Annotated in this window: 23 protein-coding genes and 1 pseudogene; 10 read left to right on the top strand and 14 right to left on the bottom strand. The window is 71.5% G+C overall.

Annotation, left to right across the window (positions count from 1 at the left end):
• The coding region (locus ACLD7X_RS04735; RefSeq protein WP_411422346.1) for a transglutaminase family protein at positions 1-1,251 on the bottom strand (1,251 nt) is incomplete at its 3' end.
• A 187-nt stretch (positions 1,252-1,438) separates the two neighbouring features.
• Here ACLD7X_RS04735 and ACLD7X_RS04740 point away from each other — a divergent pair.
• Positions 1,439-2,563 carry a potassium channel family protein gene (locus ACLD7X_RS04740; RefSeq protein WP_411422347.1) on the top strand — a complete coding sequence of 375 codons (1,125 nt, stop codon included), beginning with the start codon at positions 1,439-1,441 and terminating at the stop codon, positions 2,561-2,563.
• A gap of 31 nt (positions 2,564-2,594) precedes the next feature.
• Here the strand turns inward: ACLD7X_RS04740 and ACLD7X_RS04745 are convergent, their stop codons facing one another.
• Together ACLD7X_RS04745 and ACLD7X_RS04750 are read right to left on the bottom strand one after the other, a co-directional pair.
• Positions 2,595-3,191: a hypothetical protein gene (locus ACLD7X_RS04745; protein ID WP_411422348.1), complete on the bottom strand. Its 597-nt coding sequence runs from the start codon at positions 3,189-3,191 to the stop codon at positions 2,595-2,597.
• 22 nt (positions 3,192-3,213) lie between these two features.
• Positions 3,214-4,683 (bottom strand): M10 family metallopeptidase C-terminal domain-containing protein, encoded by a 1,470-nt coding sequence (locus ACLD7X_RS04750; protein ID WP_411422349.1) that lies wholly within the window; start codon positions 4,681-4,683, stop codon positions 3,214-3,216.
• A gap of 128 nt (positions 4,684-4,811) precedes the next feature.
• Between ACLD7X_RS04750 and ACLD7X_RS04755 the strand changes: the two genes are divergently transcribed.
• Positions 4,812-5,003 (top strand): hypothetical protein, encoded by a 192-nt coding sequence (locus ACLD7X_RS04755; RefSeq protein ID WP_411422350.1) that lies wholly within the window; start codon positions 4,812-4,814, stop codon positions 5,001-5,003.
• 72 nt (positions 5,004-5,075) lie between these two features.
• On the opposite strand, the gene ACLD7X_RS04760 is transcribed toward ACLD7X_RS04755, so the two are convergent.
• The 3 genes from ACLD7X_RS04760 to ACLD7X_RS04770 are packed head-to-tail and all read right to left on the bottom strand — an operon-like array spanning position 5,076 to position 7,407.
• Positions 5,076-5,558 (bottom strand): YbjN domain-containing protein, encoded by a 483-nt coding sequence (locus tag ACLD7X_RS04760; protein WP_412006884.1) that lies wholly within the window; start codon positions 5,556-5,558, stop codon positions 5,076-5,078.
• Between the two features lie 34 nt (positions 5,559-5,592).
• On the bottom strand, positions 5,593-6,492 hold the full coding sequence (locus ACLD7X_RS04765) for a trypsin-like peptidase domain-containing protein (protein WP_411422352.1): 900 nt from the start codon (positions 6,490-6,492) through the stop codon (positions 5,593-5,595).
• 9 nt (positions 6,493-6,501) lie between these two features.
• Positions 6,502-7,407, bottom strand: coding sequence for an EamA family transporter (locus tag ACLD7X_RS04770; protein WP_411422353.1), 906 nt, complete (start codon positions 7,405-7,407; stop codon positions 6,502-6,504).
• Between the two features lie 147 nt (positions 7,408-7,554).
• Between ACLD7X_RS04770 and ACLD7X_RS04775 the strand changes: the two genes are divergently transcribed.
• Complete coding sequence (locus ACLD7X_RS04775; RefSeq protein WP_411422354.1) at positions 7,555-8,682, top strand: glutaredoxin family protein; 1,128 nt, start codon at positions 7,555-7,557, stop codon at positions 8,680-8,682.
• On the opposite strand, the gene ACLD7X_RS04780 is transcribed toward ACLD7X_RS04775, so the two are convergent.
• Complete coding sequence (locus ACLD7X_RS04780) at positions 8,660-9,178, bottom strand: DUF3122 domain-containing protein (protein WP_425625092.1); 519 nt, start codon at positions 9,176-9,178, stop codon at positions 8,660-8,662. The genes ACLD7X_RS04775 and ACLD7X_RS04780 overlap by 23 nt on opposite strands.
• 205 nt (positions 9,179-9,383) lie before the next feature.
• On the opposite strand from ACLD7X_RS04780, the gene psbA reads away from it, so the two are divergent.
• The 3 genes from psbA to ACLD7X_RS04795 all read left to right on the top strand — a co-directional run bounded on the left by psbA (position 9,384) and on the right by ACLD7X_RS04795 (position 12,481).
• Entirely contained in the window at positions 9,384-10,463 is a 1,080-nt protein-coding gene (psbA, locus tag ACLD7X_RS04785; RefSeq protein ID WP_411422418.1) for a photosystem II q(b) protein, read from the top strand.
• 97 nt (positions 10,464-10,560) lie between these two features.
• Positions 10,561-11,211, top strand: coding sequence for a Tll0287-like domain-containing protein (locus ACLD7X_RS04790; RefSeq protein ID WP_425625093.1), 651 nt, complete (start codon positions 10,561-10,563; stop codon positions 11,209-11,211).
• Positions 11,204-12,481, top strand: a complete 1,278-nt coding sequence (locus ACLD7X_RS04795) for an NAD(P)/FAD-dependent oxidoreductase (protein ID WP_411422357.1) — start codon at positions 11,204-11,206, stop codon at positions 12,479-12,481. Before ACLD7X_RS04790 ends, ACLD7X_RS04795 begins: the two co-directional genes overlap by 8 nt.
• 12 nt (positions 12,482-12,493) lie before the next feature.
• Here ACLD7X_RS04795 and ACLD7X_RS04800 read toward each other — a convergent pair whose 3' ends face one another.
• The 7 genes and pseudogenes from ACLD7X_RS04800 to ACLD7X_RS04830 form a co-directional block, all read right to left on the bottom strand.
• A complete protein-coding gene (locus ACLD7X_RS04800; RefSeq protein WP_411422419.1) occupies positions 12,494-12,802 on the bottom strand; it encodes a VIT1/CCC1 transporter family protein in 309 nt (102 codons plus the stop codon).
• Positions 12,735-13,211, bottom strand: a pseudogene (locus ACLD7X_RS04805) (VIT1/CCC1 transporter family protein); the annotation flags it as partial. The pseudogene ACLD7X_RS04805 and the gene ACLD7X_RS04800, both read right to left, overlap by 68 nt.
• A 10-nt stretch (positions 13,212-13,221) precedes the next feature.
• Positions 13,222-13,983, bottom strand: a complete 762-nt coding sequence (locus tag ACLD7X_RS04810) for an amino acid ABC transporter ATP-binding protein (RefSeq protein ID WP_411422358.1) — start codon at positions 13,981-13,983, stop codon at positions 13,222-13,224.
• Positions 13,980-15,221 (bottom strand): amino acid ABC transporter permease, encoded by a 1,242-nt coding sequence (locus ACLD7X_RS04815; RefSeq protein WP_411422359.1) that lies wholly within the window; start codon positions 15,219-15,221, stop codon positions 13,980-13,982. The genes ACLD7X_RS04810 and ACLD7X_RS04815 overlap by 4 nt, the downstream gene beginning before the upstream one ends.
• 3 nt (positions 15,222-15,224) lie before the next feature.
• On the bottom strand, positions 15,225-16,223 hold the full coding sequence (locus tag ACLD7X_RS04820) for an ABC transporter permease subunit (RefSeq protein WP_411422360.1): 999 nt from the start codon (positions 16,221-16,223) through the stop codon (positions 15,225-15,227).
• Positions 16,223-17,335, bottom strand: coding sequence for an amino acid ABC transporter substrate-binding protein (locus tag ACLD7X_RS04825; RefSeq protein ID WP_411422361.1), 1,113 nt, complete (start codon positions 17,333-17,335; stop codon positions 16,223-16,225). Before ACLD7X_RS04825 ends, ACLD7X_RS04820 begins: the two co-directional genes overlap by 1 nt.
• 85 nt (positions 17,336-17,420) lie before the next feature.
• Complete coding sequence (locus ACLD7X_RS04830; protein ID WP_411422362.1) at positions 17,421-17,759, bottom strand: ArsR/SmtB family transcription factor; 339 nt, start codon at positions 17,757-17,759, stop codon at positions 17,421-17,423.
• A 143-nt stretch (positions 17,760-17,902) separates the two neighbouring features.
• Here ACLD7X_RS04830 and ACLD7X_RS04835 point away from each other — a divergent pair, with 143 nt between their 5' ends.
• The 4 genes from ACLD7X_RS04835 to ACLD7X_RS04850 are packed head-to-tail and all read left to right on the top strand — an operon-like array spanning position 17,903 to position 21,020.
• Positions 17,903-19,087 (top strand): rhodanese-like domain-containing protein, encoded by a 1,185-nt coding sequence (locus ACLD7X_RS04835; RefSeq protein WP_411422363.1) that lies wholly within the window; start codon positions 17,903-17,905, stop codon positions 19,085-19,087.
• Between the two features lie 57 nt (positions 19,088-19,144).
• The gene (locus tag ACLD7X_RS04840) at positions 19,145-19,708 is read left to right on the top strand and encodes a rhodanese-like domain-containing protein (RefSeq protein WP_411422364.1); all 564 of its coding nucleotides are present in this window, start codon (positions 19,145-19,147) and stop codon (positions 19,706-19,708) included.
• Positions 19,705-20,565 (top strand): sulfite exporter TauE/SafE family protein, encoded by an 861-nt coding sequence (locus tag ACLD7X_RS04845; RefSeq protein ID WP_411422365.1) that lies wholly within the window; start codon positions 19,705-19,707, stop codon positions 20,563-20,565. The genes ACLD7X_RS04840 and ACLD7X_RS04845 overlap by 4 nt, the downstream gene beginning before the upstream one ends.
• Positions 20,565-21,020 (top strand): hypothetical protein, encoded by a 456-nt coding sequence (locus ACLD7X_RS04850; protein ID WP_411422366.1) that lies wholly within the window; start codon positions 20,565-20,567, stop codon positions 21,018-21,020. The genes ACLD7X_RS04845 and ACLD7X_RS04850 overlap by 1 nt, the downstream gene beginning before the upstream one ends.
• The last annotated feature ends 4 nt before the right edge of the window (positions 21,021-21,024 follow it).

The raw sequence follows: 21,024 nt of genomic DNA on the forward strand, positions 1-21,024 counted from the left end.
GATCTCGCTGCGGTGGTTGTTGCCGGAGCGGTCGGCATGGAGATGGCGCAGGGTCTCGCCGATCAGCTGGCGCTGCTCACCGCTGTGGGCCTCAAGCACGCTGTAGGCGAGCTCCAGGTCGAACAGGTCCCCCAGGGCCTCGTCCGGCCGTGGGGCCTGGGAGGCCGGCCCCACGCCGGAGCCGCTGAACAGGTAGCTGAGGCTCGGGTGGTGCTGGAAGTAGCGCAGGATCCCCACCAGCCAGGCCGGGCGAGGGAAGAACGGGTGGTCCTGCAGATCCCTCCCCCCCCAGAGCAGGTGGTTGCCGCCACCGGTTCCCTCCTCGCCACCACCTGGGGTCTGCTTCCAGCTGCGCAGACCGGCCTCCGCGGCGGCGTCCGCCAGCAGCACGATCCAGTCGCGGTAGGCACTCCAGCTCTCGCAGACCGGCAGGTTGATCTCCAGCACCCCGGGGTCGGCCGTGAGTCCGAGCACGTCCCAGCCCTCGGAGGCATCCACGGGCAGCAGGCCGCTGAAATCCGGGGTGTTCAGCGGAGAGCCGCTGAGCGGACAGCGCGGGATGCCGCTGATCGCGGTGAGCAACGCCTCGGTGGGGCCGCGCTCCAGGGGGGGCAGGAAGATCCCCCAGCCCTCCGCTCCGAAGCCGCCGCTGCCGATCTCCAGGGTGAGCAGTTGGCGGGGGATCTCGGCGGGGAAGTGTTCCAGGGGCAGGCGCAGCCCCGCAGGGCCCTGTGCTCCGGTGAGGCGGCGCTCTTCGGCGGGCAGATCCCAGCGGTGGCTGCGCCACTGGCCGTCCTCCCAGGTGAGGGGGGTGGCCCAGACCGCCCGCTCGGGATCGTCCCCATCGCGGAAACGCTGCGGGTTCAGCTGGATCCCCAGGGCCTCGCCCAGCTGCTCCAGCCAGGCCTCGCCGGCTTCGGCACTGAGGGCCTCCCCCTCGCCGGGGTGTTGGGGCCAGGGGGCGATCGGCCGGCCGTCGAGCCGCGTGACCAGGCGCAGTGCCCAGCGGGGGTTGACCTCCCCTTCGTAGCGCTTGCCGCTGCAGTAGAGGAGCGTGCTGCCGGGCCAGGTGCGTCTCTGGATCGCCGCGGCCATGGCCCGGGCGATCGGCAGCTTGGTGGGGCCATCGGCGGCCACCGACCACTCCAGGCCTTCAGGCTCCACCGGCACGAAGGTGGGTTCGCCGCCGAGGGTCAGGCTGATGCCGGCAGCCTTCAGCCGGGCCTCAGCACGGCTCGCGGCTTCTTCCATCCAGTGCATCAGGGCTGGGGCGGTGCGGGTGAAGGTGGAGGAGGCCGTAGCCCCACACCACGATCCGTCATGGGGCTGCGGATTGCCAAGCTGAGGCGGGATGGGTGGGCCCTTGGGCCCCCTGGCTGGGGCGGGTTTGGGGTTGGTTTAATGACGCAGAGATCCGGATGTCCGGGTCGGGATCCCCATGGCCAGCCTCCGCTGGCGCCCCTGGCGCCGCCGCCCCCCCTCGACGCGGATCCGCCGCCCCTGGCGCGCCCCCCTGGCCCTGGTGCTGCTGGTGAACCTCGCGGCGATGGGCTACCGCCTCACCGAGGGCTGGCCCTGGGCCGATTGCTACTGGATGGTGGCGATCACGATCAGCACGATCGGCTTCGGCGAGGTGCAACCCCTCTCGCCGGCCGGTCGGGTGGTGACCGTGCTGCTCATCCTGGGGGGCCTGGTGGTGGTGCAGATCAGCATCCAGGGGGTGCTGGGTCTCTCCGAATCGGGCTACTTCCGGCGCCTGCGGGAGCGCCGATTCCGCCGCTGGCTCAAGACCATGCAGAACCACGTGATTCTCTGCGGCTATGGCCGCATCGGCCGCGAGATCGCCGAGCAGCTGACCCGGGAGCGGGTGCCGCTGCTGGTGGTGGAGATGGACCACGACCGTCGCATCGCGGCCGAGGACCGGGGCCTCCCCGTGCTGATGGCGGACGCCACGCTGGATGAAACCCTGCTGGAGGCCGGCATCCACCAGTGCCGCTCCCTGGTGGCGGCCCTCTCCAGCAATGCCGCCAACCTCTACGTCGTGCTCAGTGCCCGGGGCCTGGCGCCGAACTGTCGGCTGATCGCCCGCTCCGACAGCGATGAGGCGGAGCGCAAGCTGCGGCTGGCCGGGGCCGACCAGGTGGTGAGTCCGTACGTGAGCGGTGGACGCACCATGGCCGCCACGGCGCTGCGGCCCCTGGCGGTGACCTTCATGGATCTGCTGGCCGGATCCGACTGTGAGGTGGAGGAATTCCGGCTCAGCAGCAATCCCATGGTCCTCGGTTCGCTGAATGGCATGAGCCTGGGCGAACTGCAGCTGGGTCGCCGCACCGGCGCCCTGGTGCTGGCGGTGCAGCCGGGGGAGGCTCCCGTCGCGGGGGGGCTGCAGTACCGCGGTGCGTCCTATCCGGAGCAGGACCGTACCCTGATCGCCAACCCAGGCAGCGACCACCGCCTGGCCCCGGGCCAGATGCTGGTGGTGATGGGCAGCCAGGAGCAGCTGGAGCAGGTGACCAGTCTGCTGGGCGCGGCGCTCGAGAGCGTCGAGCAGATGGCCGGCTGATGCGGCGCCCGCGGCCGCAGCAGCAGGGCGCTCAGCTCTCAGCCTCTTCGAGGATCTGGCGCTGCAGCTCGATCTGGTAGCCCTCCACCATGGCCTCGAGGGCCGCGGCCTCGTGATCATCCACCTGGAGAGCCTCGGCGAGGGTGAGATCGGGCACCTGGGCGGCGCCGATGGCCGTGAGGGCCATCCCCAGGGACGCACCGTCGCGATGCCAGATCGACGCGGCCTCCGCCAGTTTGGTGCGCACCTCCTCCCCCACCGCCTCGCCGCTGCGCTGGGCCAGGGCCACCGCCAGCCGGCGGTCATCGAAGACCGCGGCCGCGGCCAGGTGGGCCGCATGGAGGGCCCCCAGGCTGTAGACGGCCTCGCTGCGGAGCGTCATCAGGCTCTTGGTCATGGCGCGTTCCCGCAGGGTCTGCCACGGCACCGAGGGGGTGGTCTCGGTGCCGGCGGCGGGGGCCCCATCCGGGTCGGCGAGGCTCGGCAGCTTGCGGCTGGCCAGCCCCATCTCCCGGGGGCCGGGGGCGGGATCGAGCCGATCCCCCAGCCGCCTGAACCAACGCCCCAGGGTTGTGCGCATCCCCATGTCCCGCGACCCCAGCAGCTCCTCCCACTCTGGCCGCTCCACGCCAGATCGGCTGGGACGGGCCTCAGAGCACCAGGAAGGCCGGTCGGTTCCCGCCGGCAGCGAAGCTGGCGGCGATCGCCGCGAGGCTGACGCCGGCCAGCCGCACCCTGAACTCTGCGCGGCCGTCGCCGTTCAGATCCCCCAGCAGCTTCGAGGACCCCGGATCGATGCGGGTCTGCCGGAACAACAGTTCCCCGGCCTGGCCGGAGAAGCTGCTCTCCCCGGCGTGCCCGCCGGGGCTGAGCAGCCGGAAGCGGCGGAAGGGCAGGGGTTCGGCGTCGGGCATGCCCGAGAGGTCGATCCGGTCGCGCCGCAGGTCGAAATCCGTGATCACGTCGGAGCTCCGTCGGCCGACCGGGCTGCTGGCGGCGCTGAGGTACAGGAAGCGGTCCCGGCCGCCGCCGCCGCTGAGCCGGTCGGCACCGACTCCGCCGGTGATGACATCAGCCCGCGGGGACCCCTGCAACCGGTCCCGCCGACCGGTGCCGGTGAGGGCGCTGCTGCTCGAGAGACCGTGAACGATCAGCCCCAGGTCAATCGTGGCGGGGGCGCCCGCCTTGCGGGGTGGGATCAGGGGCAGCTGGGTCCCCCCGTAGAGATTCTCCTGGGGGTAGGTGTAGAAGCCCTGCCAGTTCGGTTCCGCTCCATTCGGCTGGGGCCCGATGCCGCCGGCCGAACGGGCGGCGTTGCGCAGCGCGGTGGTGTAGCCGTTCGGTTCGGGGGTGCCGTCCACCGGGGAGGGCAGGCCCGGGGGCAGTCCGCCGTTCCACACGTTGAGGTTGCTCTCCCCCGTGGTGTTGAGATCGGTGCCGTTGAACGGCACCGCCTGGACGAAGCGCCGGATCCCGGCCGGGGTGGTGGGGGGAAAGCCCCCCTGCTGCACCTGCCAGGCGGAGAGGGGGCCGAGGATGCGGTTGCCGCCAGGCCAGATCAGGTCGCCTGGCCGGCCTGCGGCCCGGGGGTTCGTGCCCTGCCCGGCGGCCACGAAGCTCGCCTGGGAGATCAGCTGCTGCTTGACCGCATCCAGGCTGTCGAAGCCGTAGGTCCGCCCACCGCTGCGGAGCTGGATCGGGAACGACCACTCGTTGATGTAGGAGTTGTTGAAACTGAAGCCCCTGGCGTCGTTGGTGAACTCCCAGAAGGAATAGGGCGTGGATCCGCCGGCATCGCTGCCCCCGAACGGGTCGGGAGCGGTGGGGTTCGTGGGGTCGGTGAGGGAGTGGAGCGGTGCCTGGGAGACGTAGAGCCGAACACCGGCGGCGAAGGGCAGCCTCCGGTTGCCGGTGTCGCGGCTGCTGCCCGGCAGGGTGAGGGATCGGGGGTCCTTGGCCAGGGTCCCGGAGCTGATCAGGTAGGGCCTGATCGGATTGGGGGTGCCGGTATCGACGGGGTAGCCCTGGCTGCCGCTGGGCAGGGTGTTGTACTGCCAGATGTAGTAGCGAAGCGGTGCTCCGCTGTGGTTGGTGAGCCGGAGGGTGACCTCAGGGGCCATCAGCGCGCTCCGGATGCATGGAATCCCTGGCGGGCGGCCCGATCATGCCGCGGATTCCGGGTCTACGGGGAACCGCACCCCAGCGCCTCGATCGGCTTTGTAACGTCATGTAAAGACGTGGTTTCGCGATGGACTCCCTCCCCCTTGCCCGCCAGTTCGCCATCGAGGCCCACGCCCGGGCCATCGATTCCTGCGAGAGCATCGACGAGCTGCGCGCCGTGGCGAAGAACCTGCTCCAGGCCTGGCAGCTCCAGGCTTCCGTCAGTGAAGACCTCGTGGCCCAGCTGATGGGACTGCAGCCTCGGCCCCTCGGGCTCTGAACCAGGGTCTCTGAACCTCGGTCTCTGAACTCCCGGGCCGGTTGCCCTCTCCCTGTCCCCCAGGATCCCGCCTCACGCCTGGCCGAGCTTCCTGGCCCCGAATTCCTCGGCAAGGTCGTCATCGCACTGGTCGGCGGCACTCGCCACGTTCAGCAGCATCCGCATGAACCCAGGCGTGTCCAGCTCGGGCAGGGTGCGCTCGGAGGCCACGACCACCCGGTCCTGATCCACGCCGATCGAGCACCCCACCAGAAGCCGGTTGAGTTCCAGGCAGCGTCTGTAGAAGGCCAGCAGGTTGGAGTCCGGCAACCTCAGGATCGCCGAGCGGATCTCCAGGGTCCATTCCTGCAGGATCTCGTTGAGGTGCAGCTCGATCGTCAGCTCGGCGCTGCCCACCTGCAACCCCCAGCTCCAGCCCTCTTCGCCGCTCTCGAGCTCCGCGTCGATCCCCAGGTTGGCCAGCGCGTCGTCCACCAGGTCGACGTAGGACTCCAGGGGTCGGGGTTGCTGGGGCGCCGCAAAGCGCCGCAGCAGTTGCTCCATCAGCCTGGCCACCCTGGCGCCTGCCGCTGTGCCGATTCTGAAGGGCTCAGAGGGCGCTGCCGCAGGTGCTGCAGTAAGGACTCCCGGGCGGGTTCTCGCGGCCGCACACCGGGCAGGGCACCGGCCCGGACCCAGGCTCAGGGGCCGGATCAGGCCTCGGGCCAGCCGGCGCCGGATGGGGCGCGTCCACTGCCCGACCCCCTGAAGCGGGATCCACGCCGTCCACCTTCACGCTGTCCACTTCCACGGCGTCCACCAGGGCGAGCAGCGCGCCGCACTGATCGCAGTAGTGCAGGTCGGCCGAGGCCGCGCCGCAGACGCTGCAGTAGCGACGCTCTCCGGCGCCCAGCTCCTGCCGCACCTGGGCGAACTTCGCGTAGATCACAGCGGCCGGGATTGCGAAGTTGATCCCCTCCGACTCCACCCGGCTGCAGGTGCTCAGCCCCACCAGCTCCCCGCTGGCGTTGTAGATCGGCCCGCCGCTGTTGCCCGGGTTGATCGCTGCGTCGATCTGCAAGTAGGCCTGGCCGTCGATGCGGCGATCGAGGCCGCTCACCACCCCCCGGGTGAGGGAATACTCGAGGCCGTGGGGATGGCCGATGGCGATCACCTCCTCCCCGACCCGCGGCGGTCGGGCCGCCGGCGGGTGGTCGGCGATCAGTCCCCCCCGCACCCGCTGCAGGGCGGCGGCCAGGGCTGGGGGCTCGAGCTGCAGGAAGGCGAGGTCGGCATCGCGGAAGGCGCGCACCACCGGGGTGCGGTGGCCGCTGCCGTCGACGAACCGCACCAGGGCGGTGCTCCAGCCCTCCACCAGGTGGTGGTTGGTCACGATCAGGCCGGAGCGGCTGAGCAGCAGGCCGGCTCCCCGGCCATCCGGCACGTCGATCGCCACCACCGCATCGGCGCGCAGCCGGTAGATCTGCTCGGCGGTGAGCGGTGGGGCCATGGTCCGTCTCTAGCCCAGGGCGCTCCACAGCACGGTGGCGGCACCCAGCACCATCAGGGCCGCCGCCAGCAGGCGTCGTGCCCCGTTGGCCTCGCCCAGGGCCAGCACGCCCGCGCCGCTGCCCAGCAGGGTGCTCAGCCGTTTGAGGGCGATCACGTGCACCACGGCGGTCTGGCTGATCGCCTGCATCTGCCACACGGTGCCCACCGCGCCGGCCGTGCCGGCCAGCAGCAGGGCGACCACGAGCCGGGGGGCGGAGGCCGCCCCGCGGCGTTCGAGGGGTCGGGCAGGGCCGTCCTGCACGGAGAGTGCCAGCAGGCTGCTGCCGATCACCAGCTGCAGCGCCAGCACCCAGAGCAGGCTGCCGCCGGCCCGCACCCCCAGCTTGTCGATGCTGGCTCCCACCCCCCACAGCACGGCCACCAGCAGCATCCAGCGGCAGCCGGGACTCGACCACAGCCGCCGGAGATCCCCGAGTTCCGCCTCCGCGCGACCCCGGCTCTGGCCCAGCAGCAGGGCGCCCATCACCAGCAGCCCCACCCCCAGCACGGCCAGGGGACCAGGCCGTTCGCCCAGCACCCACCACCCGGCCAGGAGCAGCACCAGCGGCGAGAGGTTGATCAGCGGCAGCACCAGGCTGAGGTCCTCCTGGGCGATGGCCCGGCCATAGCTCCAGAAGGCCAGCGCGTTGAGGCTGCCCCCCAGGGCCAGGGCGGTGAGGAAGGCCGGCCAGCCCACTGCCTGGGGTGTGGCCAGCACCAGCGGCAGGAGGATCAGGGTCGCGATGCCGCTGCACAGGCCGATCACCCGCAGGGTGCTCCAGCCCGAGTGACGCAGCACCTGGCGCAGCGCCAGGTCCCGGATGGTTTCCCCCACGGCCGTGCCGAGGGCCAGCAGCACCCAGGGGGCTGCCACCGGCTAGGGCCTTCGCTGGCTATTGCGAGCCGCCACGGTCATGGCTCCCCCTGGATCAGGCCCACTGTCGCCCTCGCGAGCTCCAGCGGCAGCCACACGGAATCTGCACACTGGAGGGTCGGGGTTCCGGCGTGATCACCGAGGGGTATGGCGAAGGACCGTCGTCACCGACTGCTGCTGGCCATCCTGGGCCTGCTGCTGGCCCTGGTGCCGCTGCTGGCCCCGGCGCCCGCCAGGGCCGGCGGACCGGTCCTGGAGGTGTTCGTGCGCGAGGGCTGTCCCCATTGCGCCCAGGCCGAGCAGTTTCTGCCGGAGCTGCGCCAGCAGCGGCCAGACCTCCAGGTCCGGCTGCGACGGCTGGAAGCGGATCCCGCGGCGATCGACGACCTGCTCCGCGCGTCCAGTCAGGCGGGCATTCAGGCGCCCGGGGTCCCCACGTTCGTGATCGCGGGCCAGGTGCTGGTGGGCTTCGATGGTCCAGCGGGCCGTGGGCGGGAGCTGCTCGCCCTGGTCGACCGACAGGCGCCCAGCTCCGCTCCGGTGCGGCTGGGGCCCTTGGGGGCGCTGGATGTGGGCCGGCTGGGACTGCCGCTGTTCACCCTCGTGCTGGGGCTGCTGGATGGCTTCAACCCCTGTGCGATGTGGGTGCTGCTGTTTCTGCTCTCGCTGCTGGTGCACTGGCGCGACCGGCGCCGCCTGGCGTTGGTGGCCGGCACCTTCGTGCTGGTGAGCGGAGCGGTGTACTACGCCTTCATGGCCGCCTGGCTGAACGTGTTCCTGCTGCTGGGGTTCGCCACCTGGCTGCGGCTCCTCCTCGGGGCCCTGGCGCTCCTGGTGGGTGGCGTCAACCTGCTCGAGTTCTGGCGGGAGGGTTCGCGCTTCACCCTGTCCATTCCGGACTCCGCCAAACCGGGGTTGTACGAGCGGATGCGCGCCGTGACGCTGAGCCGCTCGCTGCTGCCCGCTCTCACGGGGGTGGCGGCCCTGGCCGTCGTGGTCAACGGCGTGGAACTGCTGTGCACGGCCGGCTTCCCGGCGGTCTACACCGCGGTGCTGAGTCAGCAGCAGCTCAGCCCGCTCGCCCACTACGGCTACCTGGGCCTGTACATCGTTGGCTACATCGCCGATGACGCCCTGATGGTGAGCCTGGCGGTGCTGGCCCTCGGCAGCCAGCGGCTCACCGAGCGCGCCGGCCGCTGGCTGAAGCTGATCAGCGGTGGGGTGATGGTGGCGCTGGCCCTGGTGCTGCTGCTCAGGCCGGGCTGGCTGCTGTGAGGGCTGCCCGGCCCGCCGGGTTGGGGGGGTCGGCCGTGGCGACGGGGGGCAGCCCATGCAGCGCCAGCACAATCGCGGGAGGCAGCATCACGGGGGTTGTCTGCCCCTGGCCGTCGGTCGGCACCTCCAGCAGCAGCGGCAGCGCCTCGTGGGGCCTGGGTGTCAGGGCGCCGAGGTCGAACTGAGCCGAGCCCGTGGGGATCAGTTCCGTTCCGGCTGGCACCAGTTCCTCGCTGCGGTTCGGCAGGGACCAGCCAGCGCCGAGGCCATCGCGCAGGAGCAGGGGCCGCTGGTGATCCGCGCCCTGGCCCGGCGAGAGGGCCGTGAGGCGCAGCCGCCAACCGGCCGGATGGTTGGGATCGGGTTGCTCGAACAGGGTCAGGCCCCAGCGATGCCCCGAGCCATCGATCAGGGTCCAGTGCTCCAGGTCGGCGGCGGCGCGGGCCGGGAGCGGCAGCAGCAGCAGGCCCACCAGCAGGGCCATCAGCAGGGGCACGACCCGGGCACGCCCCCGCCTTTGCGTGGTTGAAGGCATCATTCGTTTTGCGTCATACACCGGAGTAACGCTAGTGTTATGTAGCGATGACTGGGAGCGATGGCTGGGTCATGCGGCCGGTCGCCTGGTCTGCGGTCCGTTCTCTAGCCGCGTCTGCAGCTCCGGTCTCCCCGTCTCGCCTGTGTCCTGTGCCTCTTCCCTTGCCATGACCACGACCTCCCTCGCTCCCTCCCGGAGCCACCCGTGGGAGTCCTTCAAGGACTGGATCACCAGCACCGACAACCGGCTCTACATCGGCTGGTTCGGCGTGCTGATGATCCCCGCGCTGCTGGCGGCGGCGATCTGCTTCGTGATCGCCTTCATCGCCGCGCCTCCCGTCGACATCGACGGCATCCGTGAGCCGATCAGCGGCAGCCTGCTCGAGGGCAACAACATCATCACCGCCGCCGTGGTGCCCACCACCAACGCCATCGGCCTGCACTTCTATCCCGTCTGGGAAGCCACCAGCCTTGACGAGTGGCTGTACAACGGCGGCCCCTACCAGCTGATCGTGTTCCATTTCCTGATCGGCATCTTCTGCTGGATGGGCCGGGAATGGGAGCTGAGCTACCGGCTCGGCATGCGCCCCTGGATCGCCGTGGCCTATTCCGCCCCCGTGGCTGCCGCCACCGCCGTGCTGCTGGTGTACGCCATCGGCCAGGGCTCCTTCTCCGATGCCATGCCCCTCGGCATCTCCGGCACCTTCAACTTCATGCTGGTGCTGCAGGCCGAGCACAACGTGCTGATGCACCCCTTCCACATGCTCGGCGTGGCCGGTGTGTTCGGCGGGGCCCTGTTCTCCGCCATGCACGGCTCGCTGGTGACCAGCTCCCTGGTGCGCGAGACCACCGAAACCGAGAGCCAGAACCGGGGCTACAAGTTCGGCCAGGAGGAGGAGACCTACAACATCGTGGCCGCCCATGGCTACTTCGGCCGTCTCATCTTCCAGTACGCCTCCTTCAACAACAGCCGCAGCCTGCACTTCTTCCTCGCCGCCTGGCCCGTGGTGGGCATCTGGTTCGCCGCCCTGGCCGTGGTGAGCTTCTCCTTCAACCTCAACGGGCTCAACTTCAACCATTCGATCCTCGATAACCAGGGCCGGGTGATCGACACCTGGGCCGATGTGCTCAACCGGGGCGGGCTGGGCATCGAGGCGATGCACGAGCGCAACGTGCACAACTTTCCGCTGGATCTGGCTCTGGTGCAGGTCGAGCCCGTGGCGCTGCGCGCCCCCGCGATCGGTTAGTGGGACTTTGACCCCCGCCCAGCCGATGGCCGCTCCCAGGCCCGGATCCGTCCGGGCCTTTCTCCCTTTCCCCCCACCACCCCTCGTTGCCCTCGCCATGAACCCTGTGCTGTCCACCCTGCGGAGGGTGGGGCCGCTGATGGCCACCTCCGCCGCCCTCGTGCTGCTCGGAGTCTTCCTGCTGGGCCTGGCTCCCTCCGCCGCCCTGGCGGCGCCGGCGGAAGCCCCGGTGAATCCCGAAGTCCTGGCCAAGGCCGTGGACCTGATGGAGCAGCTCGACCGGATGCGCATCGGCCTGGCGGCCACGCTCGAGGGCAGCACCGAGGAGCCCACCCTGGACACCATGAAGGAGGTGTGCATGCCGGTGGGCCGCCGCGCCGCGGCCATCGGCCAGGAGAACGGCTGGACCGTGCGCCAGGTGGCTACCCGATACCGCAATCCCGACCATGCCCCCGCCAACGCCCAGGAGCGGCAGGTGATCGATCTGTTCTCCCGCCATCCCCAGATCCAGGGTCTGTGGCAGCCCGCCGCCGAGGGCCAGCCCGCCGGGGTGAGCTACTACCGCCGCATCGCTATGCAGCCCAGCTGCCTGGCCTGCCATGGCAGCAAGGACAGCCGCCCCTCCTTCGTGAAGGAGCGCTATCCCCAGGACCGCGCTTTTGACTTCCAGCCGGGGGACCTGCGCGGCATGTACGCCGTGTCCATCCCGGAGGTCACCCAGGCGTTGGAGACCGCCACCGGTGGCTGAATCCCACGTGCGGGTGCTGATCGCCGGCGGCGGCACCGGCGGCATCACCCTGGCCAGCTGGCTGCGCCGCCTCCGCCCCGACCTCGAGCTGGCCGTGATCGAGCCGTCGCCCCATCACGACTTTCAGTCCGGCTGGGTGCTGGTGGCGGGTGGCTTCGTGGATCCGGCCAGCACCCGCCGGCCCGAGGCCGAGGTGATGCCCGCCGGGGTTCACTGGATCCAGGCCGCCGTGGACGCGTTCGAACCGGATCAGAACCGGGTGCGGCTCTCCGACGGCCAGTGCATGGGCTACGACGTTCTGGTGGTGGCGCTGGGGCTCGAACTCCAGTGGAGCACGGTGCCGGGGCTGGCCGAGAGTCTCGGCCGCCATGGGGTGACCAGCATCTACCGCCGCGACCTGGCGGCCCACACCCACCGCTGCCTGCAGGCCTTCGAGGGGGGCACGGCGGTGTTCACCCACCCCGCGACGGCGATCAAGTGCGGCGGTGCCCCGCAGAAGATCATGCACCTCGCCGATCAGCAGTTCAAGGCGCGCAGCGGCGTGGGGGTGCGCTCCCGGCTTGTGTTCTGCACGGCCCAGCCGGCCCTGTTCCCGGTGGAGGCCTACAGCCGCAAGATGGTGGCCATCGCCGATGAGCGCGGCGAGGAGGTGCGCTACCGGCATGAGCTGGTGGCGGTCAACGCTCCGATGCGGCTGGCCACCTTCCGCGTCCAGGAGCCGGGTCAGGCTCCCCGCGAGGAGGAGATCCGCTTCGATCTGCTGCATGTGGTGCCGCCGATGGCGGCGCCGCGGGTGGTGGCCGAGAGCCCCCTGGCCGTGAACCCCGAGCAGGGCTGGGTGGCCGTGGATCCCCGCACCTGCCGGCACCCGCTTTACGCCAACGTGTTCGCGATCGGCGATGTGGGCGACTTCCCCACGGCCAAGACGGCGGCAGCGGTGCGGCTGCAGGCCCCGGTGGTGGCGGCCAACGTGCTGGCGCAGCTGGAGGGGCGGCCCTTGGATCCCGGTTATGGGGGCTACAGCGCCTGTCCGCTGATCACCAGCGACCACAGCGTGATGCTGCTGGAGTTCGACTACACCAACAGACCGGTGAGCAGCTTCCTGGTGAATCCGGTGAAGGAGCGCTGGTTTGCCTGGTTGCTGGAACGCTTCGCCTTCCCCTGGATCTACTGGAACCGGATGCTGAGCGGCCTGCCCCATGAGGGGGCCTACCTGAAGCCCTTCGAGGGCCTGGCCCGCCGGCTGGGGCTGATGCGCTGGCAGGGCTGAGGGCAGCCCCGCTCAGACCGCCGTGCCGAACAGGCGGCCCACGGCGGCGGTGAGGCCCATGGCCAGGGCGCCCCACACCAGCATCCGCAGGGCGCCCTGACGCCGCGAGGCTCCGCCGGCCCAGGCGGCCAGGGCCCCCAGCCCCGCCAGCACCAGCAGGGCCGTGAGGGTGGTGGCGGCGGCGATCCGCTCCGGCGGGCGCCAGCAGGATCGCCAGGATCGGCACCAGGGAGCCGAGGACGAAGCTGGCGGCTGAGGAGAGGGCCGCCTGCACCGGCCGGGCCCGCAGGGTCTCGCTGAGGCCGAGCTCGTCGCGGGCATGGGCGGCCAGCGGGTCGTGCTGCATCAGCTGGAGGGCCACCCGGGCGGCCAGCTCCCGCTCCAGCCCCCGCTCCACGTAGATGTCGGTGAGCTCGGCCAGCTCCCCGGCCGGGTCGCTATGGAGTTCCATGCGCTCCCGCGCCAGGTCGGCCTGCTCGGTGTCGGCCTGCGACTGCACCGACACGTACTCACCGGCGGCCATGGACAGGGCTCCCGCCACCGTGGCGGCCACCCCCGAGAGCAGCAGCTCGCCGCGAGCGGCGCCGGCGGCGGCGATGCCCACCACCAGGCTGGCCACGGAGATGGTGCCGTCGTTGGCCCCCAGCACCATGGCCCGCATCCACCCCACCCGATCGCTGCGGTGGCGTTCGGTGTGGTGGCGCCGGGCCCGGGGATGCTGTTGCGCCATGCCGCCGCCCTCAGAGGATCTGGTCGAGGAAGCGGCGGGTGCGCTGATGGGCGGGGTTGGCGAAGAACTGCTGCGGTGGCGCCACCTCCACCACCTCGCCCGCGTCCATCAGCACCACCCGGTGGGCCACCTGCTGGGCGAAGCGCACCTCGTGGGTCACCACTACCATGGTCATGCCGTCGGCGGCCAGGCCCTGCATCACCTCCAGCACCTCCCGCACCATCTCCGGATCGAGGGCGCTGGTGGGTTCATCGAAGAGGATCAGCTGCGGGTCCATGCAGAGGGAGCGGGCGATCGCGACCCGTTGCTGCTGGCCGCCGGAGAGCTGGCCCGGAAACTTGTCGGCCTGTTCGGCGATGCCTACCCGCTCCAGCAGCTGCAGGGCCCGCCGCCCGGCCTCCGCCCGGTTGCGCCGCCGCACCAGCACCGGCGCCAGGGTGAGGTTCTCCAGCACGGTGAGGTGGGGGAAGAGGTTGAACTGCTGGAACACCATCCCCACCTCGCGGCGGATGGCGTCGATGTCGCGCAGGTCGGCGGAGAGGGGGCGGCCGTCGATGTGGATGCTGCCCTGCTGGAAGTCCTCCAGGGCGTTGAAGGTGCGGATGAACGTGCTCTTGCCCGATCCCGAGGGCCCCATGATCACCACGACCTCGCCCCGCTCGACGCTGAGGCTGGCCCCCTTGAGGGCCTGGAAGCCGTTGGGATACCACTTGTGCACGGCCTCGGCCCGCAGGATCGGGCCCGGGCTTGCGGGGGAGGAATGGCTGGTCATCGGACGCTGGCGGTGTGACGGGGATCGAGGCGGTGTTCGAGCGCACGGCTGCCCAGGCCCAGGGCGGTGCAGCAGCCCCAGAACAGCACCGCCAGCGTGAGGTACACCTCGCCGTAGTCGCCCAGGAAGGCCGGGTTGGCCATCACGGCGCGGGCGGTGCCGAGCAGCTCCAGCAACCCGATCAGCGAGAGCAGTGTGGTGTCCTGCAGCAGCGAGATGAACTGGCTCACCATCACCGGCAGGGCCACCCGCAGGGCCTGGGGCAGCACCACGTGCTGCAGGGCCTGCAGGGGGCCCAGCCCGAGCGAGCGGGCGGCCTCGAGCTGGCCCCTGGGCACGGCGGCGAGTCCGGAGCGCACCGCCTCCGCCAGGTAGGCGGCGGCGAAGCAGGTGAGCACCCAGGCCGCCCGCCAGACCCGTTCAGGAGCCAGGCCCCCCGGCAGCAGAAAGCCCAGGATGTTCTGGCCGAGGAACAGCAGGGTGATCAGTGGTGCCCCGCGGATGAACTCGATGTAGAGCACCGAGCCCCAGCGCAGCAGGGGCAGATCGCTGCGCCGTCCGAGGGCCAGCATCACCCCCAGCGGGAAGCAGAGCAGGATGGCGAAACTGGCCTGCAGCAGGGTGAGCAGCAGCCCGCCCCACTCGGCGCTGGGCACGGCGGCCAGGCCCAGGCCGCCACTGATCAGCACCATGCCGACCAGATAGAGGCCCGGCCACAGCAGGGCCAGACTGCGCAGGGCCAGCGAGGCCTGGCGTGGGCTCAGGGCCTGTCCCAGCCGTCCGGCCAGCCAGCGCAGACCCAGCAGCAGGGCCGCCAGAGCGGCCCAGCGGCCGCCGATCGCGGCCGAGAGCTCCAGCGCCCAGGGTGTCCAGAGCGCCAGGACGGCGATCAGGGCGCAGGCCCAGCGATCGGGCCCCGGCCAGAGCCTGCCCTGGCGGTCGGGCCGGGGCTGGCTGCGCAGCAGGCCCCAGCTGAGGCCGGCCGCGGCGCAGAGCAGCGCCAGCAGCCCCCACAGCCGCCACTGCTGCTCCAGGGGGTACCGCCCCACGGCGAACAGGGTGCTGTTCAGCCGGATCACGGCCCAGTCGGCTCGGGTGAGGGCCCAGCGCAGCAGAGCGGTGAGTCCGCCGCCGACCACGCCCAGCAGCGCGACGGTGATCAGGGTGTCGGCGGGGCTGGCGAACAGCTCGCGGCGCAGGCGGCCTGGCAGGGTCCGCAGCGGTGAAGGGACGGCCATATCTCAGCGCTCCCGGATCTGCACGAGCCGGTTGAGGCCGTTCATCGCCGCCGAGATCAGCAGATCCAGCACCAGGTAGGCCGCCAGCAGCAGGATCACCATCTCCACCGCCCGGCCCGTCTGGTTGAGGGTGGTCTCGGCCACGGCGTAGAGATCGGGATAGCCCACCGCCACCGCCAGGGAGGAGTTCTTGGCCAGGGAGATGTACTGGGTGTTGAGGCCCGGCACGATCACCCGCAGGGCCTGGGGCAGCACCACGTGACGCACGGTGGCCAGCCAGCCGAGGCCGAGCGAGGAGGCCGCCTCCCACTGTCCAGGGGCCACGGCGGCGATGCCCCCCCGCACCACCTCGGCGATGTAGGCCCCGGAGTACACCACCAGCCCGCAGAGCAGGGCCCCGAACTCCACGCTGAGCCGCAGCGGCGCCTGCCACACCCCGTTCACCAGGGTCGGGCCCGCCCACTGCCAGCCCGGTGCGAAGCCGGCGATGTAGAGGCCGGACTTGGCCAGGGTGACGCCCGGGAGCTGCAGGGCTGCCGCGCCGTTGGGCAGGGCCAGGAACACCACGAAGTACCAGAACACCAGCTGCAGCAGCAGGGGGATGTTGCGCACCACCTCCACGTAGCCCCGCACCAGGCCGCGCAGCAGACCATTGCTGCTGAAGTTGGCCATGCCGGCGGCGGTGCCCAGCAGCGTGGCGCCGACCAGTCCGGCGATCACGACCCGCAGGGTGTTGGCGAGTCCCGCGAGCAGGGCCCGCCAGTAGGGCAGGGCGGCGTTGAACGGAATCGCCGACTCGCCGATGTCGAAGCCGGCGGGCTGGCCCAGCCAGCGCCAGGTGAGCAGAAGTCCCGCCGCGGTGAGGTTGCGGATCAGGTTGCCGAGCAGGAAGGCGATCAGCAGGAGCACCACCAGGGTCACGCCGAGCTGCAGCAGCCAGGGGAGCAGGCGCCGGTGGCGCCACCAGGGAACGGGGCCGGCGGGTCGGGTCGGCAGGCCCATCAGCGGAAGGGCTGGGCGTAGATCAGGCCGCCATCCTTCCAGGAGCGGTTGAGGCCGCGCTCGAGTTTCAACCGGGAGGTGGTGCCCACGTTGCGCTCGAAGATCTCGCCGTAGTTGCCCACCGCCCGGATGGCCCGCACCGTGAAGTCGGCGGGCAGGCCGAGCTGGCGGCCGAAATCCCCCTCCACACCGAAGAAACGGCGCAGATCGGCCAGGTTGGGATTGGCCTTCGCCTCGGCGAGCCTGGCGTCCAGGTTGGCCTGGGTGATGCCCCACTCCTCGGCCTGCATCAGGCTGAACACGATCCAGCGCAGGGCATCGGCCCAGGCGGGATCGGCGTTGATGCTGGCCGGCGCCAGGGGTTCCTTGCTCAGCACGTCGTCGAGCAGGCGGTGGTCGCCGGGGGCGGGGAAGCTGCTGCGCTTGCCGGCCAGCTGGGAACGGTCGCTGGTCACGGCGGCGCAGCGTCCACCCAGGTAGGCGGCGTAGGTCTGGTCGCTGGTCTGGAACTTCAGGGGGGTGTAGGGAACGTTGATCTCGCGCATCCGGTCGGCGAGGTTGAGCTCGGTGGTGGTGCCGCTCTCGACGCAGATCGGCTTGCCGGCCAGGCCCTTCAGGTCGGTGATGCCGCTGCGCACGGGCACCATCATTCCCTGGCCGTCATAGAAGGTGACCGGCGCGAAGCTCAGGCCGTTGCCGCCGGCGGCATCACGGCTCAGGGTGGCCGTGGTGTTCCGGGCCAGCATGTCGACCTCGCCACTGGCCAGGGCCGCGAAGCGCTCGCTGGAGTTGAGGTTGCGGTACTCCACCTTGCCGGGATCGCCGAGCACCACGGCGGCGACCGCCTGGCAGGTGTCCACGTCGAGGCCCGAATAGCGGCCGTCGGGTTCGACGAAACTGAAGCCCGGCAGGGTGCCTTCGACGCCGCAGACCAGCTTGCCCCGCCCGGTGATGCCGGCCAGCTTCTGGCTCTGCACGCCGCCGCCGCCTTCGGGTGCACAGGCGCCCAGGGGCACCAGCAGGGCCAGGGCGGCCAGGCCGGCCGGCAGGTGCCTGGTCGCGGCGGAGCGCCCCGGGCGCAGAGGGGGGTTCCCAGGCAGAGCAGCGGGCATCACACCAAACCTCAGGGGGGCTGGACGTGGCGTGATCCTGTCATGGTCGACCGGCCGGCGCTGTGCTGCTGGTGCCGGGTGCGGATCAGGCGGCCTCGAGCTGGGCGAGCTGGGCTTCCAGCCGCTGCTTCAGGCGGGTCTGCACCAGGTTGCAGAGGTCATCGACCAGATCGCTGTCGGCATGCCAGATCGTGCGCACCCCATCCCGTTCGCAGCGCACCAGGCCGGCGCGCTGCAACTGGCCCAGCTGGCGGCTGATGTGCGACTGGGAGAAGCCGGTGGCCTCGATCAGGGCGGCCACGTCCATCGGTCCCTGCTTCAGCTGGCAGAGCAACTGCAGCCGTGCCGGTTCACTGAGGATCCGGAAGAACTGGCAGTACTCCTCGAGCAGCTGGGGAGAGGGCATGGTGCCCGGGCAGGCCATGGCTGTTCTTTATGACGCTAGAAGCATTGTGCCATGGCGTTCACCGCGCTGCCCAGGGGTGGAGGCGGCGCGGGGACCGGCGGCATGGATTGCGCTGGTCCCCTTTATGCGGCTATCGTCATACCAGTCTGCAGGGATGCCGCATGGCCGTTCCTTCCCCCGGGGGCATCGCCCCCACCGCTCCGGCGCCCACCGCTCCAGCGCCTGCCGTGGTGGGCTCCTCCCTCCTGGCCGCCGCCGCCGGTGGTGCTCCGCTGCTCCTGCGCCAGCTGTTCGATGCCGACACCGGCACCTACACCTATCTGCTCGCCGATGTGGCGAGCCGGCAGGGCGTGATCATCGATCCGGTGTACGAGCAGCACCGGCGCGACCTCTCCCTGGTGCAGGAGCTGGGCCTCGAGCTGGTGGCCTCGCTCGACACCCACGCCCATGCCGATCACGTCACCGGCAGCTGGCTGCTGCACGAGGCCACCGGCTGCGCCATCGGCCTGGCCGCCGCCGCCGGCGCCGAGAACGTGACCCTGCCCCTGGCCCATGGCGATCGGGTGAGCTTCGGCCGGCGCTTCCTGGAGGTGCGCAGCACGCCGGGCCACACCAACGGCTGCGTCACCTACGTGCTCGATGACCACGCCATGGCCTTCACCGGCGATGCCCTGCTGGTGCGGGGCTGCGGCCGCTGTGATTTCCAGCAGGGCAACGCCCACACGCTGTGGAGCTCGATCACCGGCCAGATCCTCACCCTGCCGGACAGCTGCCTGCTCTATCCCGGCCACGACTACACCGGCCGCGGCGTCACCTCCGTGGCGGAGGAGAAGGCCTTCAACGCCCGCCTGGGGGGCAGCGCCACCGAGCGGGACTTCGTGGGGCACATGGAGAACATGAAGCTGCCCCATCCCCACCGCATCGCCGAGGCCCTGCCCGGCAACATGCGCTCGGGCCGGCCGCGGCAGCCGGAGCCCCAGGCCAGCTGGGCGCCGCTGGTGCGCAGCTACGCCGGTCTGCCGGAACTCTCCCCCGCCTGGGTGGAGGCCCACAGCGGCGAGGTGGCCCTGGTGGACGTGCGGGCACCCGAGGAATTCACCGGCCCCGACGGCCGCATCCCCGGCAGCCAGCTCCTGCCCCTGCCGGAGCTGGAGGCCCGGGCCGCCGAGCTGCCCCAGGACCGCCCCCTGGTGCTCGTATGCCATTCGGGCAGCCGTTCGGCCCTGGCCACCCAGCAGCTGCTGAAGGCCGGGCGTCAGCAGGTGGCCAACCTCCGTGGCGGCCTGCGCCGCTGGCGCGACGAGGGCTACCCGGTGGAGACCGGCGCCCCGCCGGCCGGAGCCTGACGCCCCGGCACCCCTTCTTGCTTCCGACCTGATTCCCCCCACCCCAAGCCACCTCCCATGACCACGACCTCCCCCCCCACCAACCTCGGCGCCACCCCCCCCACCGAGCTCGCCCGCATCTCGCCCCAGGAGCTGGCCGACCGGCTGGCCGCCCGGGCGGTGACCGTGATCGATGTGCGTGAGCCGGTGGAATACGCCGGCGGTCACATCGCCGGCAGCATCAACGTGCCGCTGGCCCGCCTCAGCCGCACGGAGCTGCCGGGCGGCCCCCTGGTTCTGGTGTGCCACAGCGGCAACCGCAGCGCCAAGGGGCTGGCCCAGCTGCTGCAGCAGGGCCACCCGGAGCCGGTGGTGGACCTGGAGGGCGGCGTGCCCGCCTGGCAGCAGGCCGGCTACCCCGTGCGTCGGATGGCGGGGGCGCCGCTGCCGCTGATGCGGCAGGTGCAGATTGCCGCCGGTTCCCTGGTGCTGCTGGGGGTGATCCTCAGCCAGACGGTGGCGCCGGGCTGGATCTGGCTGTCCGGCTTTGTCGGGGCCGGCCTGGTCTTCGCGGGGATCAGCGGTTTCTGCGGCATGGCCCGCCTGCTGGCGGCCATGCCCTGGAACCGGGTGACGCTGTGATCGAGGCCACGGCCCTGCTGCTGCTGGCTGGCGGTGGGCTGATCGGCTTCCTGCTGGCGGTGCTGGGGGCGGGAGGTTCGATCCTGCTGCTGCCCCTGCTGGTGAGCGGCGCCGGGCTGCCCACGCGGCAGGCGGTGCCCCTGTCGTTGATCGTGGTGGCCCTGCTGGCCCTGGGGAACGTGGGGCCCTACCTGCGCCGTCGCCAGGTGGCCCTCCGGCCGGCCCTCATCCTCGGCATCCCCGCCCTGGCCGGCAGCTGGATCGGCGGCAGCCTGGTGAAGGCCGGCCTCATCCCCGAAGCCGTCCAGCTGGGGGTGTTCACCGTGGCGGCGCTGGTGGCCTCCTGGCTGCTCACCCGCCCTGGGCGCCACCCTGCCGAGGCCACCCTGCCCCGCGGCCTCGCCGGCGCCCTCCCCCTGGCGGCCCAGGGGGTGGTGGTGGGCCTGCTCACCGGCATCGCCGGCGTAGGCGGGGGGTTCGCGATCGTGCCGGCTCTGGTGCTGATCGCCGGGTTGCCGATGGCCCTGGCCAGCGGCACCAGCCTGGTGCTGATCGCGGTGAACGCCGGGGTGGCCCTGCTGGCCCTCGGCCACTGGCCCAGCAGCGCCGTGCCGCTGCTGCTGCCCCTGCTGGTGGGTGGCGCCGCCGGGGCCTTCCTGGGGCAGTGGCTGGCTCCCCACCTTCCCGATCGACGCCTGCGGCAGGGCTTCTCGGCCCTGCTGATCGGTTCGGCCCTGCTCACCGGAGCGGAGGCCTGGCGCCGCCATGAGCCCGTGGCCCCTGCGGCCGTGCCTGCCGCCCCGATGGCCCGCTCCGGACCCCGGGCCAGTACTCCTGCCCCTTTCGCCCACCCCTGATGGACCAGCGCGTCTTCCAGTTCCGGCTGCGCAGCAGCCATCCCGCCCCCGAGCGCGCCACCAGCGCCCTGGTGGTGGAGTTCCTCACCCCGGCGGGGCTGTGGGAACCCCAGCAGCTCAGCCTCACCATGCCGGGCTTCCGGCTCTACCTGATCTCCCTGCTGCTCTGTCAGCACACGTACCTGGTGGCCAACGCCCGCGAGCGGCGGATCCCCCTGGCCACGGTGGAAGCCGCGTTCACGGTCCGCACCAGCAGCACCTGGATCGTCGAGAGCGTCGAAGGCGACTTCCGCATGCGCCTCGATCCCGCCGCCACGGTCGAGGAGCGCGGGCTGGCCGACGCCGAGGCGATCGCCTGGATGCAGGAGCGCATGGCCCTCTGCCCGATCTCCCGCAATCTCCCCGAGGGGGTGCGCAAGCGGATCGCGCTTCAACCCGCCGAGGCGCCGGCCTGAGCAG

The organism is Aphanothece microscopica RSMan92 (assembly GCF_046613545.2).
Classification (GTDB): Bacteria; Cyanobacteriota; Cyanobacteriia; order PCC-6307; family Cyanobiaceae; genus NIES-981.

Excerpts from the sequence above, each read along its gene's own strand:
- ACLD7X_RS04740 (WP_411422347.1), top strand. The coding sequence starts at position 1,439 with ATGGCCAGCCTCCGCTGGCGCCCCTGGCGCCGCCGCCCCCCCTCGACG.
- ACLD7X_RS04750 (WP_411422349.1), bottom strand. The coding sequence starts at position 4,683 with ATGGCCCCTGAGGTCACCCTCCGGCTCACCAACCACAGCGGAGCACCG.
- ACLD7X_RS04755 (WP_411422350.1), top strand. The coding sequence starts at position 4,812 with ATGGACTCCCTCCCCCTTGCCCGCCAGTTCGCCATCGAGGCCCACGCC.
- ACLD7X_RS04765 (WP_411422352.1), bottom strand. The coding sequence starts at position 6,492 with ATGGCCCCACCGCTCACCGCCGAGCAGATCTACCGGCTGCGCGCCGAT.
- ACLD7X_RS04775 (WP_411422354.1), top strand. The coding sequence starts at position 7,555 with ATGGCGAAGGACCGTCGTCACCGACTGCTGCTGGCCATCCTGGGCCTG.
- psbA (WP_411422418.1), top strand. The coding sequence starts at position 9,384 with ATGACCACGACCTCCCTCGCTCCCTCCCGGAGCCACCCGTGGGAGTCC.
- ACLD7X_RS04790 (WP_425625093.1), top strand. The coding sequence starts at position 10,561 with ATGAACCCTGTGCTGTCCACCCTGCGGAGGGTGGGGCCGCTGATGGCC.
- ACLD7X_RS04800 (WP_411422419.1), bottom strand. The coding sequence starts at position 12,802 with ATGCCCGCGACGAGCTCGGCCTCAGCGAGACCCTGCGGGCCCGGCCGG.
- ACLD7X_RS04810 (WP_411422358.1), bottom strand. The coding sequence starts at position 13,983 with ATGACCAGCCATTCCTCCCCCGCAAGCCCGGGCCCGATCCTGCGGGCC.
- ACLD7X_RS04815 (WP_411422359.1), bottom strand. The coding sequence starts at position 15,221 with ATGGCCGTCCCTTCACCGCTGCGGACCCTGCCAGGCCGCCTGCGCCGC.
- ACLD7X_RS04820 (WP_411422360.1), bottom strand. The coding sequence starts at position 16,223 with ATGGGCCTGCCGACCCGACCCGCCGGCCCCGTTCCCTGGTGGCGCCAC.
- ACLD7X_RS04825 (WP_411422361.1), bottom strand. The coding sequence starts at position 17,335 with ATGCCCGCTGCTCTGCCTGGGAACCCCCCTCTGCGCCCGGGGCGCTCC.
- ACLD7X_RS04830 (WP_411422362.1), bottom strand. The coding sequence starts at position 17,759 with ATGGCCTGCCCGGGCACCATGCCCTCTCCCCAGCTGCTCGAGGAGTAC.
- ACLD7X_RS04835 (WP_411422363.1), top strand. The coding sequence starts at position 17,903 with ATGGCCGTTCCTTCCCCCGGGGGCATCGCCCCCACCGCTCCGGCGCCC.
- ACLD7X_RS04840 (WP_411422364.1), top strand. The coding sequence starts at position 19,145 with ATGACCACGACCTCCCCCCCCACCAACCTCGGCGCCACCCCCCCCACC.
- ACLD7X_RS04850 (WP_411422366.1), top strand. The coding sequence starts at position 20,565 with ATGGACCAGCGCGTCTTCCAGTTCCGGCTGCGCAGCAGCCATCCCGCC.